The sequence below is a fragment of the Paraburkholderia bryophila genome (assembly GCF_003269035.1).
GTDB lineage: Bacteria > Pseudomonadota > Gammaproteobacteria > Burkholderiales > Burkholderiaceae > Paraburkholderia > Paraburkholderia bryophila.
Map to the genome: position 1 here is coordinate 65110 of NZ_QLTK01000011.1, position 14428 is coordinate 79537.

Annotated in this window: 18 protein-coding genes; 7 read left to right on the top strand and 11 right to left on the bottom strand. The window is 63.0% G+C overall.

Annotated elements, in window-relative coordinates; all coding sequences use genetic code 11:
* Window positions 1-313: 313 nt before the first annotated feature.
* Both hpnC and BX591_RS17795 read left to right on the top strand, forming a co-directional pair.
* Window positions 314-1180, top strand: coding sequence for a squalene synthase HpnC (hpnC, locus tag BX591_RS17790; RefSeq protein ID WP_111932696.1), 867 nt, complete (start codon window positions 314-316; stop codon window positions 1178-1180).
* Window positions 1180-2352, top strand: coding sequence for a glycosyltransferase (locus BX591_RS17795; RefSeq protein WP_111932697.1), 1173 nt, complete (start codon window positions 1180-1182; stop codon window positions 2350-2352). Before hpnC ends, BX591_RS17795 begins: the two co-directional genes overlap by 1 nt.
* A gap of 65 nt (window positions 2353-2417) precedes the next feature.
* On the opposite strand, the gene BX591_RS17800 is transcribed toward BX591_RS17795, so the two are convergent.
* Window positions 2418-2963: a hypothetical protein gene (locus BX591_RS17800; protein ID WP_111932698.1), complete on the bottom strand. Its 546-nt coding sequence runs from the start codon at window positions 2961-2963 to the stop codon at window positions 2418-2420.
* Between the two features lie 137 nt (window positions 2964-3100).
* On the bottom strand, window positions 3101-4123 hold the full coding sequence (gene hpnA, locus BX591_RS17805; protein WP_111932699.1) for a hopanoid-associated sugar epimerase: 1023 nt from the start codon (window positions 4121-4123) through the stop codon (window positions 3101-3103).
* Between the two features lie 213 nt (window positions 4124-4336).
* On the opposite strand from hpnA, the gene BX591_RS17810 reads away from it, so the two are divergent.
* The gene (locus BX591_RS17810) at window positions 4337-4630 is read left to right on the top strand and encodes an acylphosphatase (protein ID WP_111932700.1); all 294 of its coding nucleotides are present in this window, start codon (window positions 4337-4339) and stop codon (window positions 4628-4630) included.
* A 140-nt stretch (window positions 4631-4770) separates the two neighbouring features.
* Here BX591_RS17810 and egtD read toward each other — a convergent pair whose 3' ends face one another.
* Complete coding sequence (gene egtD, locus BX591_RS17815; protein ID WP_111932701.1) at window positions 4771-5751, bottom strand: L-histidine N(alpha)-methyltransferase; 981 nt, start codon at window positions 5749-5751, stop codon at window positions 4771-4773.
* A gap of 536 nt (window positions 5752-6287) precedes the next feature.
* Here egtD and rarD point away from each other — a divergent pair.
* Window positions 6288-7184: an EamA family transporter RarD gene (gene rarD, locus BX591_RS17820; protein ID WP_111932702.1), complete on the top strand. Its 897-nt coding sequence runs from the start codon at window positions 6288-6290 to the stop codon at window positions 7182-7184.
* A 44-nt stretch (window positions 7185-7228) separates the two neighbouring features.
* On the opposite strand, the gene BX591_RS17825 is transcribed toward rarD, so the two are convergent.
* On the bottom strand, window positions 7229-7768 hold the full coding sequence (locus BX591_RS17825; RefSeq protein ID WP_111932703.1) for an Mpo1 family 2-hydroxy fatty acid dioxygenase: 540 nt from the start codon (window positions 7766-7768) through the stop codon (window positions 7229-7231).
* 91 nt (window positions 7769-7859) lie between these two features.
* Here BX591_RS17825 and BX591_RS17830 point away from each other — a divergent pair, with 91 nt between their 5' ends.
* Window positions 7860-8579, top strand: a complete 720-nt coding sequence (locus BX591_RS17830; RefSeq protein ID WP_111932704.1) for a Crp/Fnr family transcriptional regulator — start codon at window positions 7860-7862, stop codon at window positions 8577-8579.
* An 18-nt stretch (window positions 8580-8597) separates the two neighbouring features.
* Here BX591_RS17830 and BX591_RS17835 read toward each other — a convergent pair whose 3' ends face one another.
* Window positions 8598-8822, bottom strand: a complete 225-nt coding sequence (locus BX591_RS17835) for a hypothetical protein (RefSeq protein WP_111932796.1) — start codon at window positions 8820-8822, stop codon at window positions 8598-8600.
* 272 nt (window positions 8823-9094) lie between these two features.
* Between BX591_RS17835 and BX591_RS17840 the strand changes: the two genes are divergently transcribed.
* Window positions 9095-9673, top strand: a complete 579-nt coding sequence (locus BX591_RS17840; RefSeq protein ID WP_244147050.1) for a lytic transglycosylase domain-containing protein — start codon at window positions 9095-9097, stop codon at window positions 9671-9673.
* Between the two features lie 26 nt (window positions 9674-9699).
* Here BX591_RS17840 and BX591_RS17845 read toward each other — a convergent pair whose 3' ends face one another.
* The 6 genes from BX591_RS17845 to BX591_RS17870 form a co-directional block, all read right to left on the bottom strand.
* The gene (locus tag BX591_RS17845; RefSeq protein WP_111932706.1) at window positions 9700-10584 is read right to left on the bottom strand and encodes a 4-hydroxy-tetrahydrodipicolinate synthase family protein; all 885 of its coding nucleotides are present in this window, start codon (window positions 10582-10584) and stop codon (window positions 9700-9702) included.
* A gap of 2 nt (window positions 10585-10586) precedes the next feature.
* On the bottom strand, window positions 10587-10931 hold the full coding sequence (locus BX591_RS17850; RefSeq protein WP_111932707.1) for a hypothetical protein: 345 nt from the start codon (window positions 10929-10931) through the stop codon (window positions 10587-10589).
* A gap of 255 nt (window positions 10932-11186) precedes the next feature.
* Window positions 11187-11567, bottom strand: a complete 381-nt coding sequence (locus BX591_RS17855) for a hypothetical protein (RefSeq protein WP_111932708.1) — start codon at window positions 11565-11567, stop codon at window positions 11187-11189.
* A gap of 224 nt (window positions 11568-11791) precedes the next feature.
* A complete protein-coding gene (locus tag BX591_RS17860; protein WP_111932709.1) occupies window positions 11792-12052 on the bottom strand; it encodes a hypothetical protein in 261 nt (86 codons plus the stop codon).
* Entirely contained in the window at window positions 12045-12794 is a 750-nt protein-coding gene (locus tag BX591_RS17865; RefSeq protein ID WP_111932710.1) for a DNA/RNA non-specific endonuclease, read from the bottom strand. Before BX591_RS17865 ends, BX591_RS17860 begins: the two co-directional genes overlap by 8 nt.
* 387 nt (window positions 12795-13181) lie before the next feature.
* Complete coding sequence (locus tag BX591_RS17870) at window positions 13182-13541, bottom strand: DUF3564 domain-containing protein (protein ID WP_035560487.1); 360 nt, start codon at window positions 13539-13541, stop codon at window positions 13182-13184.
* Window positions 13542-13701: 160 nt separating this feature from the next.
* On the opposite strand from BX591_RS17870, the gene BX591_RS17875 reads away from it, so the two are divergent.
* Window positions 13702-14376, top strand: a complete 675-nt coding sequence (locus tag BX591_RS17875) for a DUF4410 domain-containing protein (RefSeq protein ID WP_111932711.1) — start codon at window positions 13702-13704, stop codon at window positions 14374-14376.
* Window positions 14377-14428: the final 52 nt, after the last annotated feature.

Below are 14428 nucleotides of genomic sequence, written 5' to 3' on the forward strand. Positions count from 1 at the left end.
ACTGACGCGGGTTTCGAAGAAGTCGGTAAGTCTGACTTTATCGCCGCGACCATCTAATTAGTTGACGTCTTGAGCCCCGGCGACCGCCGGTACAGCAAAACCAAACGCGCATTCTAACGCTATCGGGCCGGCTTTGCTTTGGCGGGCCCGCCCGGTGTTGGGCGAGCGCTGCATTGCCAGCTTGGGTTCGGCGCCGCCGCCGGTGCATGCGGCAATGATTACACGCTGCGCCGGATTGGCGGAACCCTTAAACTACGTGGTCCTGCGGCGCGCTCGGGCGCCCACATTACAGAATGGTTTCGAGGCTCGCTGGATGGAAGTCGATCAGTCCGAAAATTTTCCGGTCGCGAGCGTGTTGCTGCCCAAGGCGCTGCGCGCGCCCGTCGGCATTATCTATCAAGTTGTCCGCACGGCGGCCGACATCGCCGACGAAGGCGACTGGAGCGCCGCCGAGCGACACGCCCGGCTCGCCGACTTCCGCGCCGGTCTCGACGCGGTTGCCGAGCGGCGTGCGGCGCCGGTTCATCCGCTTTTGTTCGGCAAGCTTGCCGGCGTGGTGGCGCAGTATAAACTGCCGCTCGCGCCGTTCTACGACCTACTGCGAGCGTGCGCGCAAGACATCGACAGTCGCCGTTATGCGGATCGGGCCGCGCTGCTCGACTATTGCCGCCACTCGGCGAATCCGGTCGGGCATCTGATGCTGCATCTGGTGGGTGCGGCCACGCCGGAGAATCTCGCCGACGCCGATGCGATCTGCACCGCGTCGCAACTCATCAGTTTCTGGCTCGAAGTCGCCGACGACTGGAAAAACGATCGGCTGTATCTGCCGCTCGCAGATCTGAAGCGCTTTGGCGTGACCGAGGCGCAGATTGCCCAAGGCCTCGCCGACGACGCCTGGCGCGCGCTGATGGCGCATGAGGTGTCGTTTGTCCGGAGCACGCTGGTGCGCGGCGCGCCGCTCGCGTTGCGGATTCCGGGGCGGCTCGGGTTCGAGCTGTGCGGCGCCGTGCACGGCGGCCTGCGCTTTCTCGAGCGCATCGAGCGCGCGGGCTACAACGTGTTTCGCGAGCGGTTGGAACTCAATACGTTTGACTGGTGCGTCGTCGCGGCGCGCACCGTGGTGATGTGGCTATCGCGGCGCGTCGGTGTGGCGGCGCGTTCAATCGAGGGTAATGCTTAATGGCGGTGGTTCTGTTTCTTCTTTCGTGTCTCTCCCTGTTGATCTGGTGCGTGCTGCTGTTCGCGCGCGGCGGTTTCTGGCGCGCGCGGCCTGCCGCGCCGCTGGCGCTTGCGCCGCGCGAAGTCTGGCCGGCGGTGGCCGCCGTGGTGCCGGCGCGCAATGAAGTCGAGGTGATCGCCGAGGCGGTCACGAGTCTGCTGCAGCAGGACTATCCCGGCGACTTCCACGTGATCGTGGTCGACGACCACAGCACCGACGGCACGGCCGACGCCGCGCGCGCCGCGGCGTTGCAGTTGCAATGCCCCGACCGTTTGACGGTGCTGAGCGCGAAGCCGTTACCGCCGGGCTGGTCGGGCAAGGTCTGGGCGCAGTCGCAAGGTATCGAGGCGGTGCGCACGCTCGGGCTGCCGGCGGACTTCCTGCTGCTGACCGACGCGGACATCGGTCATCCCGCGGACGCGGTCGCGCAACTCGTCGCGCGGGCAGACGCGGAACAGCGCGATCTGGTTTCGCTGATGGTGCGTTTGCGTTGCGATTCGTTCTGGGAAAAGGCGCTGATTCCGGCGTTCGTTTTCTTTTTCGCCAAGCTGTACCCGTTCGCGTGGGTCAACAACCCGCGCAATCGCACGGCGGCGGCGGCCGGTGGCTGCATGCTGGTGCGGCGCAGCGCGCTCGAGGAAGCGGGTGGCATCGAGTCGATCCGCGCCGAACTGATCGACGACTGCAGCCTGGCCGCGCGTATTAAACATCGCGGTACGGGACTTCATCCGATCCGGCTGGATGTGGCGGCGCGCAGCGTCTCGCTGCGTCCGTACGATAGCTGGCGCGAGATCTGGAACATGATTGCACGCACGGCCTTCACGCAGCTTCACTACTCGCCGCTGCTGCTCGCGGGCACGCTGCTGGGCATGACGATCATCTATCTGATGCCGCCGTTCGCCGCATTGGTGCTGGGGCCGATGGGCTGGCCCGCGTGGCTCGCGTGGGCAGCCATGTGCTGCGCGTATGCACCGATGCTCAGTTATTACCGCCGTTCGCCCTTGTGGGCGCCGTTTCTGCCGCTGATCGCGCTGTTTTACGTCGGCGCGACGTTTGCGTCGGCGGTGCGTTACTGGCGCGGCAAGGGAGGCCAATGGAAGGCGCGGGTTCAGGCGCCGGTGCAGGAACGCTGATGTGGGTCTGTCCAGACTAAGCAGCGAGTGAGCAAGAAAATGGCGCCTTTTTAAGGCGCCATTTTTTATTTGCTCTGCGTGAGCATCATGTAAAGCTGAATCACCATGTCGGGCGAGAATGTGAACGGCACCCAACCGTGCCCCGTATGGCGCATGACTAGCAAACGGTCGCCGTTCGACTGCTTCTGCACCGCCATGACCGGGTTTTTGGTCGACACGAAACGCCAGCCCGGCGGGATACCCGGCGGCGGTTCCGGCGTCATCGACGCGCGAGCATTAGACAGTTCTTCGATCAATTTGCCGATCTGGTCCGGACGCAATGCGACGGTCTGGCCGCCGATCGTCATGGTGATCTCATTCTGACCGGGACGATTGATTTCGAGCGTGGGTTGAACCGGTTCGGCCGGTTCTTCGGCCACCGCCGCCAGCGCTTGCTCGAGCACCGCAGCTTCATGCGCGTGCGATTCAGGCGCAACGTATTCCGCCGACGCCTGCGGCGCAACGGTCTCTGCGGGTGTCTTGGGAGTAGTGTCGGCCTGCGGGGCCACGACAGCCTGAATGAGCTGGTCGACGCCCATTTCCAGCGCGCCGAGCTGTTCGTGAAGATTCATGCGAGGTTTCTCTGGTAAGACCTACGATTTTACCTGCTGCGCGTAGGCTTTTACCTGTCGCAAACACAGTGACGTTGTAACAAAATGCTGGCGGCCGCGCCGGTTTGCCGGGCGCGGGCCGCTTAATGAAGCGGGCTTCAGCGCTTCGAGCCGGGCGTCAGATAGCCCGCCTGCCTGAACCAGTCGAGCGCGTCGCCCAAGCCTTCGCGGTAGGGCCGCGCGCGATAACCGAGCTCGCGTTCCGCCTTCGCCGACGTGAAGTACATCTTGTTCTTCGACATCTTCAGACCGTCGACGGTCACGAACGGTTCACGCTTGGTGATCTTCGCGACCGCTTCGGCGCCCACTGCGAGCGGATAGAGCGGCCAGCGCGGCAGGCTCAGCGTCGGCGCCTTGCGGCCAGTCAGGGCCGCGATATCCGCAAGCATCTGCTGCAACGGCAGGTTTTCGCCGCCGAGAATGTAGCGCTCGCCGATCTTGCCGCGCTCCAGCGCCAGAAAATGGCCGGCGGCCACATCGTCCACGTGCACGAGATTCAGGCCCGTGTCGACGAAGGCGGGGATCTTGCCGAGCGCCGCTTCGACGATGATGCGGCCGGTCGGCGTCGGCTTGACGTCGCGCGGACCGATCGGTGTCGACGGATTGACGATCACCGCCGGCAGACCGTCTTCGGCGATCATGCGTTCCACCGCGCGCTCGGCCAGCACCTTGCTGCGCTTATACACGCCGATCGCCTGATCGGCTTTGAGCGGCGAGGTTTCGTCGGCGGACTGGCCGGAATGGGTCACCTTCAGCGTCGCCACGCTGCTCGTGTAGACGATGCGTTCGACGCCTTCCTTCAGCGCCGCGCGCATGGTCGCTTCGGTGCCTTCGAGATTCGAGCGCTCGATTTCGCTCGGGTCCGGCGCCCACAGCCGATAATCCGCCGCCACGTGCAGCAGATAACGCACGCCGCGCAGCGCGTTGCGCATCGACGCTTCGTCGCGCATGTCGCCGACGACGATTTCCGCGTCCAGTGCCTCGACGTTCTGACGCGGACTGGTGGCGCGCACCAGCACGCGCACCTTGAAACCCTTCTGTTGCGCGATGCGTGCCACCGACGAGCCGACGAAGCCGGACGCGCCGGTGACGAGCACGAGATCGCGATTCTGTTCGCTCATTCTGTTTCCATTCCCTGCATGACAGTCGACGGATTGTACGTGCCGCGCGCGCCATGTGTCGCGCCGGGTGCGCCGGACAGGCGGGTGGAGGACGGACATTGCCGAGCAAGCTCGTCGCGACGCAGCTAGAATGCCGGCTTGAAAGTTTTGCGTCGCATGGAACCGGAGTTAGCGTTGACGAGCTGATTCCGGGTCGATAGAGGAGAACACGGCATGTCCCCGGATCTGGATCAGCGGATCGAAACGTATTACGTGCGCGTGCGCGGCACCGTGCAGGGCGTCGGCTTTCGCCACGCGACCGTGCGCCAGGCTCACGCGCTCGGTATCAAAGGATGGGTGGCCAATCTCGACGACGGATCGGTCGAAGCCATGTTGCAGGGCTCGGCCAATCAGGTCGACCGGATGCTGTCGTGGCTGCGGCATGGGCCGCCGGCGGCGCGCGTCACCGAGGTGGCCGGCGAAGAGCGCGCGACCGAAAAGCGTTACGAGCGTTTCGAGCAGCACTGAGCGAGTCGCCACCGCGCTGAATGAAGAAGGCGGGCCGCCATCACACCGATGGCGGCCCGCCTTTTTCATTGCGCAGGTGAATCGGCTTCGCTGCGGGGTTCAGCGAGCGTAGGCATCGACATCGGTATCCGCTGCCGCGCTCAGCGTGCCACCAGCAGGCTCTCCGCAAACCCCCATTCATCCTCGACCCACTGATGGCTGCACACGAAGCCGGCGGCGTCGGCAATCGCGGGCATTTCTTCCGCGCGATATTTGTGGCTGCTCTCGGTCCAGATCGTTTCGCCCGCTTTCAGCGACACGGTCAACTGCGCGGCGCCGACGTGCGCTGTGAGATCGCGCTTCGCGCGCAGATGCATTTCGATGCTGCGCGCGTCCGGATTGAAACGCGCCACGTGCTCGAACGCATCGAGCGGAAAATCGCCATCGAGTTCGCGGTTGATGCGCGCCAGCAGATTCAGATTGAACGATGCCGTTACACCGACCGCGTCGTCGTACGCGGCGATCAGCACGGGCGTCGGCTTGATCAGATCGGTGCCGAGCAGCAGCGCGTCGCCGGGGGCGAGCATGTTGCGGATGTCGCGCAGAAAACGCGTGGCCGCGAGCCGGCCGAAATTGCCGATCGTGCTGCCGAGAAACAGCACGAGCAGAGGGTCATCCGCCGCGCGGTCCTTGCTGACTTCGGCCAGGCCGGCGAGGTAATCGCGTTCATAACCGACAATCGAAATCCGCTCGATGTCCCCGAGTTCGCGCCGGCACAACTGCAACGCGCTGCGCGAAATTTCAATCGGGCAGTAGGAAGTGGGGCGCTTTTTACACAGCGCTTCCAGAATGCGCCGCGTTTTGCGGCCGCTGCCGCTGCCGAGTTCGGCAACGGTCACGTCATGCGGCAAATGCGCGACGATATCCGCCGCGTGTTTGGCGAGCAGCCGCTCTTCGGCGCGCGTCACGCCGTATTCGGGCAGCACGGTGATCACTTCGAACAGCGCGGAGCCGACTTCGTCGTACAGATACTTCGACGGCAGTTCTTTTTGCGGCGTGTGGGTGAGTCCGGCGCGGACTTCGGCGGCGAACGTGGTGCGAAAGTCGGGTGAGGCGTCGTGCGAGAGGGCTGGCTGGGTCATGGTGGCTCCAGTAGTCACATTCGATGAGCGGAGTGGCCGGCAGGGCAGCGACGGGCGCATTGGACGCGCTGTCGAGGCATGCCGCGGAAGAGGCGGGCGGGCTTGTCGGTTGGACGTGTTGGCCGGCCCGGCTCAGGGATGCTGCACAAGCTGTGTCGCCCATGGGACATTTCAGCGGGGCGTTGCGAACGACAGGGCGAACAGCGTCGCAAGACTTCGTAGCAAGATTCGCGCTTGAGCCGGCTTGGGCGGCTGCGAGAGACGCTGCCGGTCGAACAGCCTCGCGTGGCTCGTCGCGCGTGAAGTTAAGTTCTAGTGCATCGATACTCGATGCGCACGGAATAATTTGCAGCCTGTCGACGGGAACGCGCAAAGCCGCGTACGACCAACCCGTCTAGAATGCCGGCTTGCGCTGCCCGCTTAACAGACACCTCGCCAATGAAGAACCTCCACGCCGCGCTGCCGGATACTGCGCTGCAAACAACCTTGCTCGCAACTGCCTGGCCGGTAATCGCGATCGCATTACGGACAATGCAATGAACCAGTATGACCCAAAGCGCGGCATTGCGTTGTCTGTCGGCGCGTCCGCGATGTTCGCATTACTGTCCGCTTACGCAACGCTGCTCGCACCGCTCAGCGGCCTCGATATCTTCGCGTGGCGAATCATCTGGACCGTGCCCGGCGCGCTTTTGCTGGTCGCGTTGCGCAAGCGCCTGCCGATTCTCCGGCAGCTTCTTTACCGCATGGTGACCGAGCCGAAACTCGGCGTGGCGATGATCGTCAGCGCCGTTCTGCTCGGCGCGCAACTGTGGGTATTTCTGTGGGCGCCGCTGCACGGGCGCATGCTTGAAGTCTCGCTTGGCTACTTTCTGTTGCCGCTGGTGATGGTGCTGGTTGGCCGCTTCTACTATCGCGAGCGTCTGGACGGTTTGCAGTGGCTCGCGGTGATCTGCGCCGCGGCGGGCGTCGCCCATGAACTGTGGATGACCGGCGCTTTTTCGTGGCCGACCTTGCTCGTTGCGCTCGGCTACCCGCCGTACTTCGTGCTGCGCCGCAGAATCAATCAGGATTCGCTCGGCATGTTCACCGTCGAAATGGCGTTGCTATTGCCGGCGGCGATCGCGTTCGCCATCAGCGGCGGTTCGCTGACGGTGATTGGCGGCCGTCTGGATATGTGGTTTTTATTGCTGCCGGGTCTCGGTGCATTGAGTACGCTCGCGCTCGCTTCGTATCTGAAGGCGAGCCGCTTGTTGCCGGTCGCGTTGTTCGGGATTCTTGGCTATGTCGAGCCGGTGTTGCTCGTGCTGGTTTCGATCATGCTGCTCGGCGAAACGCTGAACGCCGCGCAACTGGCCACGTATATCCCGATCTGGATCGCAGTCGCATTGACGGCCTTGCATAGTGTGCGGCTGGTTCGACTCGCACCGAATTGACCCGCGTTGGCGGGTCGCGCGGCGCCGCGCTACGCCATGCCGCATTAGCGATGCGCCGCCGCCCGCTCCGCGTTGATACGTGTCGGGCCGACTTGCGCCTCGATCGCCTCGCGCAGCGTCGGACGCCAGCCCAAGCCGAACAACGCCTCCGCGAGAACGAACAGCGGGCCGATCATCAAGCCGATCACGTCGTCGACGAAAGCCGGCTTGCGGTGTTCATAAGCCACGTGGCCGATGAACTGGAACACCCAGCCGACCACGAACAAACCAACACCGGTCGCGATCCAGATCAACGTGGATTGCGCGGCGATCCATTGCCCGAACGTGACACACGCGACCGAAACGACGGCCATCATCACGGCGAGCGGCGCGTCGAGCACGAGGTAATAAACGGTCGCCGCGCCGAATAACAGCCACGCCGGCGACGCCATGAACGGCAGCGCGCCGACTGCGAAAGCGGGACGGCTCAGCAAAACTGCGAGCGCCAGCACGATCATCGGAATGCCGATGAAATGCGTGGCGATATTGCGCCGGTCGCGATGGTAAGCCGCGTATTGCGTCAGTTGTTGCGTCAGCGTTCTCATGGATGCCCCTCGTCCGTCAAAGTCAGCATAATCGCGGGCAGCGGAATTTGAAACCATCGGGTAGCCGACAATCGGACACGGATGCCGTCTTATGACTGCGAGTTTTTCACCGAACGAGAATGAATTGACCGCGCTGCTGGCGCGTAGCGCGTGGTTCCGCTCGGCGCCCGCCGACATGCAGGCACAGCTGATCGAGGCGGGGCGCGTGGAGTGTCTCGTTGCCGGGCAGCGGCTTTTCACGCGCGGCGATACCGACGACGGCCTCTATTGCGTGCTCGACGGTCTGGTGAGAATTGGCGCGGCCAGTTCGGCCGGCAAGGAAGCGTTGCTGGCGGTGATCGAGCCGGTGAACTGGTTCGGCGAGATCGCGCTGTTCGACAATCGGCCGCGAACCCATAACGCGTATGCCGAACGCGATTCCGTGCTGTTTCATGTGACGCGCGCCGTGCTTGCCGCGATGCTCGAACGCACGCCCGCGTATTGGCACGTGTTCGGTTTGCTGCTGACGCAAAAGCTTCGCCTCGCGTTCGAGGCTATCGAAGAAGCCGCGTTACTGCCTGCTGCGCAGCGCGTAGCGCGCCGCCTGCTGCTGATGGCCGGCGGCTATGGTGAACCCGGCGCACTGCGGCGCGTGCTGAAGGTGCCGCAGGAGGATCTGGCGATGATGCTGGCGTTGTCGCGACAGACGATCAACCAGGTGCTGAAGCAGTTCGAAACGCAAGGGGCGTTGAAGCTCGGCTACGCCGAGATCGAAATCACCGATGTGAAGAAACTCGGCGCACTAGCGGAGCTCGATCCGGCCGCCGGGTGAAACACGCGCCGCCACCGTTCAGGAGAAGAATGCGAACGGCAGCGTTGCGGCGAGATAAACCGCGATACCCATTGAAGGCAAGCCCGCTCCAATCGCAATCGCGGCCACCGCGCTGCTTGCTAATGCCAGGGTGAGTGTCCGTCGCCGGGCCGCTTGCCGTCCGACGAGCGAGGCGCGATGCCGCGTGTCGTCGAGGCTGCCTTGTGATGCGGCGGCGTACGGACGAACGTTCAGACTGGACATGATGATCTCCCGATAACCGATCATCGAAGTCTGACATTCCTGAAATATCGAATGCCTCAATAACGCACTACACCGCGCAAAAGATGCGTATACGTCGTGTGCCGCGGCGCGCAGCGTCTTTATACGCATTTTACGGCGCACCCCTGTTTCTTTGGCGATTCGCTATACCAAGCCCGGTAAGGTCGAGACACTCCGGGTCAGGAAGCGAAAACATGCATGGAAATAGCGTTCTGGATGCTGTGCAACTACAACGAAAAGCCCGCGTGACGACGATGCTCACGGCGATCGCGCTGTCGTTCGGCGTTGCCGCACAGACGGTCGAAGCACAATCGGCGGTGGCTGTACCGATGGCGGTTGCGGTCGCAAGCAATCCGATCAGCGCATCGATGAGCAACTCTCCGGGCGAGTCGACGCCCGAGTCCGCACTCCCTTCGCTCAGCGATATCACCGCGATGCTACGTGCGCAATTCCGCGTTGCACCGGTGGAATCGATGAAGATCGCGCGTGCCGTGTTGACCGAAGCCGACCGCCATGCGATCTCGCCGGTATTGCTGCTCGCGGTGATGTCGGTCGAGTCGAGCTTCGATCGCCACGCGGTGAGCGTCGCCGGCGCGCGCGGTTTGATGCAGGTGCTGCCCGCGGCACATCCGCAATTGATCGCCGGCACCACCGATCTGTCCGATCCGGCGATCAACGTGCGCATCGGCACGACGATTCTGCGCGACTATCTCGACGCGAGCGGTGGCGATCTCGACGCGGCGTTGCTGCGCTACAGCGGTGGCGGCCGCGGCTACGCGCGGCGTGTCGTGTTGCGCATGCAACGTTTCGACGCAAGTCTGCGCCGCGACTGAAGAAGCGATTCGCGGCGCGTTATTGGTTAGCTCGTCGCCCCGGCAAACTCGGCGCGCAGATCCTGCAAGCGGTCGCGCGCCGTGCTCAACCGCTCGACGAGTTGAGCCGATGCACGCGTAATCGGCATGCGTGTCTCGTCGCTGAGCGAATGATCGAAAGCGAGCATGGCTTTGATCGCCGACGGATTCGGCGCCGCGAACAGCAGTCGCAACACCGGCAGCAAACTGGCGAATAGCGTGCGCGCGTCCGTCGCGCGATCGGTATGGATCAGTTCCTGCACCGCCACCAGCAGATCCGCGCAGACGTGCGCGCTGGCCAGAATGCCGCCTGCGCCGCCATGATGCAGGCAGTCGTCGAAGGCTTCGTCGGTGCCGCAAAGTACGTTGATGGGCAGTACGCTCAGCTTCTCGAAGTGTTCCTTCACGCACTCCTTGATCGCGACGATATTCGCGTGTTCGACGAGCCGCGCGACCGTTTCCGGTGCGATCGTCACGCCGGTTCGGTGCGGCACGTTGTACAACACAATCGGGCGTTCGGTGGCGAGCGCCACCTGCTCGACGTGCCATTGCACACCGGCTTGATCGGGACACACATACGACGGTGCGGATACCAGATAGCCCGCGCAGTCCCAGCGCTCGTAGCGCTGAATGTCGTGCAGCACATCGCGCGTGTTCGAGCCGCCGACGCCGATCAGCATCGGCAATCGCTGGCCCACCACTTCCGTGAGCGCCTGCAGCACGGTGAGGCGTTCGGCTTCCTGTAACAAAGCGGCTTCGCCTGTCGTGGACAGCGCAACAAAGCCGCTGATTTCGGTGCGCAGATAGTAGTCGGCGAGGCGCTGCAACGCGTCGACGTCGACCTCGCCGTTACGCAGCGGCGTAACGATAGGCAGCCAGATACCGGAGAACATGATCAGCGCACCTTTGCGGCCGCGCTGCGGCGCTTCACGGGGCCGATCAACGCGGCGGGGAGGGTCGAGATCAGCGTATGCAGGGTGAAGTCGAGGTCGGCGTGCGCGATATCGAGTTGCACGCGTACTTCGTCACGATCGGCTTCGGTACTGACCACGTACACGCCGAGCGGGGAATGAAGCAGTGCGCGCAACTGGGCGCCGGGAACATCATGCGCGAGATGCGGCAGACCGACTTGCAGGCGCACGCGCGCCGAGGGAAAGGGAATCACGTTGTTGCGCGATGGGGCCGGCGGCGCGTTGAACGGCTGTCGAGCGAAGCTATCGATGGTTTGTGTGAGTGCCATTTAATCCGGCGTTCGTCGACGCCAGGGTTGATCAAGACAGTTCGAGATTAGACTTCCGCAGGTAAACGCGGTGCAAAGATTCACCCATCGACTGAAAAAATCATGCGGCGTTTTTCGCCGCGCGATGAACGCGTGCTCTCTCGCGAGACGCACAAAAAAAAAGGCGAGTCCTTGGACTCGCCCTCCCTGAACGGCACGGTGCGGCTTCGACTAACTACCCATGCATGGCCGATGCGTGCCGAAACCGATCACGTGTTATTGCGTCTTGGTCGTGTCGGTCTTTGCGCCGTCGACTTTCGCCGGGGCATTGCTGGCCTCTTTCGCGCTCTCCGTCTTGCTCTTCGCGGCGCTTGTTTCGACTGCGGCCTTCTTGGTGACCTTATGCGGCTTGGCCGTGTGGTGAGCGGCAACCTTCTTCACATGCGACTTGCTCGCGGCCTTGGCCGGCGCTTTCGTGGTCGCGGCACCTTCGTCCGTTGCACCGGTTTGCACGGCGGTGCTGGCCTTCAGGTTCGCTTGACCGGCGGCCTGCGTTTGCGCGGGTTGTGCCGGTTGCGCGGCGGACGGTGCGGCCGTTTGAGCAAATGCGGTCGACACGACGAGAGCGGAAGCGAGAGCGGCGAAAAGCGTCTTCATGGTGTTACTCCTGGTTAAACCGGTGGTTTCTTGTATCGCGGCTGATTTTGCTCAGCGCTGCCGGTTTAACGTTGGCCGGAAGACAGGAGTTGACGACGCTCTGGTGACAAAACGTAACGGCTGAAACATGTCGGGGTACTGAATCAAGGGGCGTGGCACGAGCCAATCAACGCGACGGCGGTGATTGGCTACGGGTCCACCCATCGCCGTGCTAAGCCTTCGCCTTATTGAAACGGATTGCGCACCACGCCCGGTTTCACATCCGGCTCGTCTTTCACTTTCGCGGGCAGATTCGCTTGCGCCTGCAACGCGGCGACGACCGCATCCGCCGCGGCCTTAAGCGCAAGCGCCGCTTTCAGCCCCGCTTGATCCTGCGTCAATTCCAGCGTGCCGTTCAGCACGACGCGCGTGGTGCCATTGCTGATGGTGAACGCGTCGCCCTGAATGTTGAGCACGTCGTCGTCGTTCGAATAGGGTTTAAACACCTTTTAGTCCTCCCGGTCGCTGATCTTTGAGGTTCTCCGGAATGCCCGGAAAACGGATGCCCGATGCGGCTTCGAGTTCGTGAATCGTCTTGATGTCGTAACGGTTGGTCGACACATTGTCCACCATCACCGCGAAGGCCAGTTTGCGCGACGGCACATAGACGACCTTGAACAATTGGGTTGGCACGAACACGCGCGTCGGTCCGATGGTCTGCAACTGCTGACCGTTAAAGAGCGGCCCCGTAACCACGTACGTATCGCCATATGACACCGCGATTTTGCGCACGGCGGTTTCGATACGCGCCCACAACCGCTGATTGTTTTCGCGATTCTGCGGCACGACGTTGGCCAGCGAGAACGACTGCGCCATGGCTTCCTGGTTCCAGCGGTTTCCCGCCGGGCTCATGTGACCGCGATCGAAGCCGCTGCGCTTATAGTCCGCGAGAGTGGCGCCTTCGCCGTCCGGCAAGCGCGCGTCTTCGAAGAATTTGTTGGTGCGTACCATTTCTTTGGCCGCTTCGATATGGTCGGCCGTCAGATGCTCGGCGGACCACAACGGACCGTGAGTGAGACCGGAATGGAGTACCGCGAAGTCGCTATAGCAAAGCATGCGCGTTTTCGGCGCCATCTTCTGATTGGTCAGAACCGGCCATTGCGCGTTTGGCGTGAACTCGGTGCAGGAGGGCGCCGCGTTCGAGTGCGCGGCAACAGCGAATAACAGACAGGCAAACCACTTCTTCATGTGTCGATCGGTCGAGGGATGGGGGCGCAAGTATAGCGTCGTAAGCGCGATTCGAGCGAAGCCAAACACTGCGAAAAACCGGAAGAAGAAAGGTGGAGTGGTGTGCCGTGCGTCGCGTTAAGAAAGCGGCGCAGGTGCGAAGTGGGTGGCGCGATCGCAAGCGCGTCATGCAAAAAAAACGGGCCGCTTTGCAGCGACCCTAATGCGTGGAGTTCCAACTCTACGGATGGAAACTTAAGATGGGCTTAAACGCATAAATGGCGAAATTCAACAAGAGAGGTTCGGCGAGCGAAGGCGCGAACGCGCGTGCGATTTCTCGCCGCTCAAATCTCATTCATACGCACCGTCACGAAGCAATTCCGACCGACAGAAAGAAAGCGCCAGAGCTCAATTACCGAACACACTATTCTCAGCGCGAACCGTCTGACGATCCACCGCCTGCAGACGCCAGAACCCGCTCGTCGGTGCGCGCGTGGGCAGCGCGGTCCATGCGGCCGCGCCTTGCGCCGCGCTCACACGCTGCTTGCGGTCGACATGCAAGCCGCGCAGCGTGCACAGCGGTGCGTCCGTGCTGGGCGCACAGAGCGTCGTCACGCCGTCCTCGTCGTGCAATTCGCCCCACGGCGGAAGATCGATCCCTTGATGCGCCTCTCTCGACCACCGATGTTCTTCGGTGTCGAGCCAGAGCACGGCGTAGTCGTGGCTGACGGTGGGATCCGAACCGTTGATGAGAATGGTTAGGCGCATGGCAGTTCCGTACAGATTGCGAAGTTTGGCTATACCAGTCTAGGCGGCGGCGTGTGTTATTCAAGTCTGGAAGTATCAGGTTCCGACACGAAAAAAACGAACGCGCCACGCACGCGGCGGTACGATAGCCGCGTCGTGATGACGTCTGCGGAGGCGCGCCATGCTGCATCGATTGTTGCGGTACACGGTGGTGACGGGATGTCTGACTGCGGCAGCGATTCCTGGCGTCGCAGCGAACAATGCGCCGTTCGCCGCGCCGGCGCCGGTTGTCTACGTGGCCGACTTCGATCTCGACGTCGCGAATGTGTCGCCGGATAGCGGCCCAGGGCAGCGCGTGCGTCGCCTGCGCGGATTGCTGCCGAGCGGGCCGGGCCCGTTGGGGCAGGATAAGAATCCGCAGGACCACGCGAAACACATCGTCGACGAAATGGCGGATGCGCTGACCGAGGATTTGAAAAAGGGCGGCGCGGATGCGCGTCGCAGCGCGCCCGGTCAACCGTTGCCGGCAGCGGGCTGGCAAGTACGCGGCGTGTTTCTGAATGTCGACGACGGCAATCGCCTGCGTCGGGCGATGGTCGGGTTCGGCGCCGGTCAGAACGACATTCAGGTGGCGGTGTCGTGCGATAGCCTGGGCGCGGCCGATCTGCCGCCGCTTTACCAGGCCGTCGAAGAGGCCGACAGCAAGAACAAGCCGGGCGCGGTCATCAAGCTGAATCCCTACGTGATCGCCGCGAAGTTCATGATGTCGAGAGGCGACGAGAAAAAGACGATCGAGAAAACCGCTCAGGAAATCTCGGACGCGGTGATCGCCAAATTGCGTGGCGCGGCGCAATAGCGCGACGTGACGTGACGCGCCTGCGGCACTGCCGCAGGCGCAACGCGCGAAA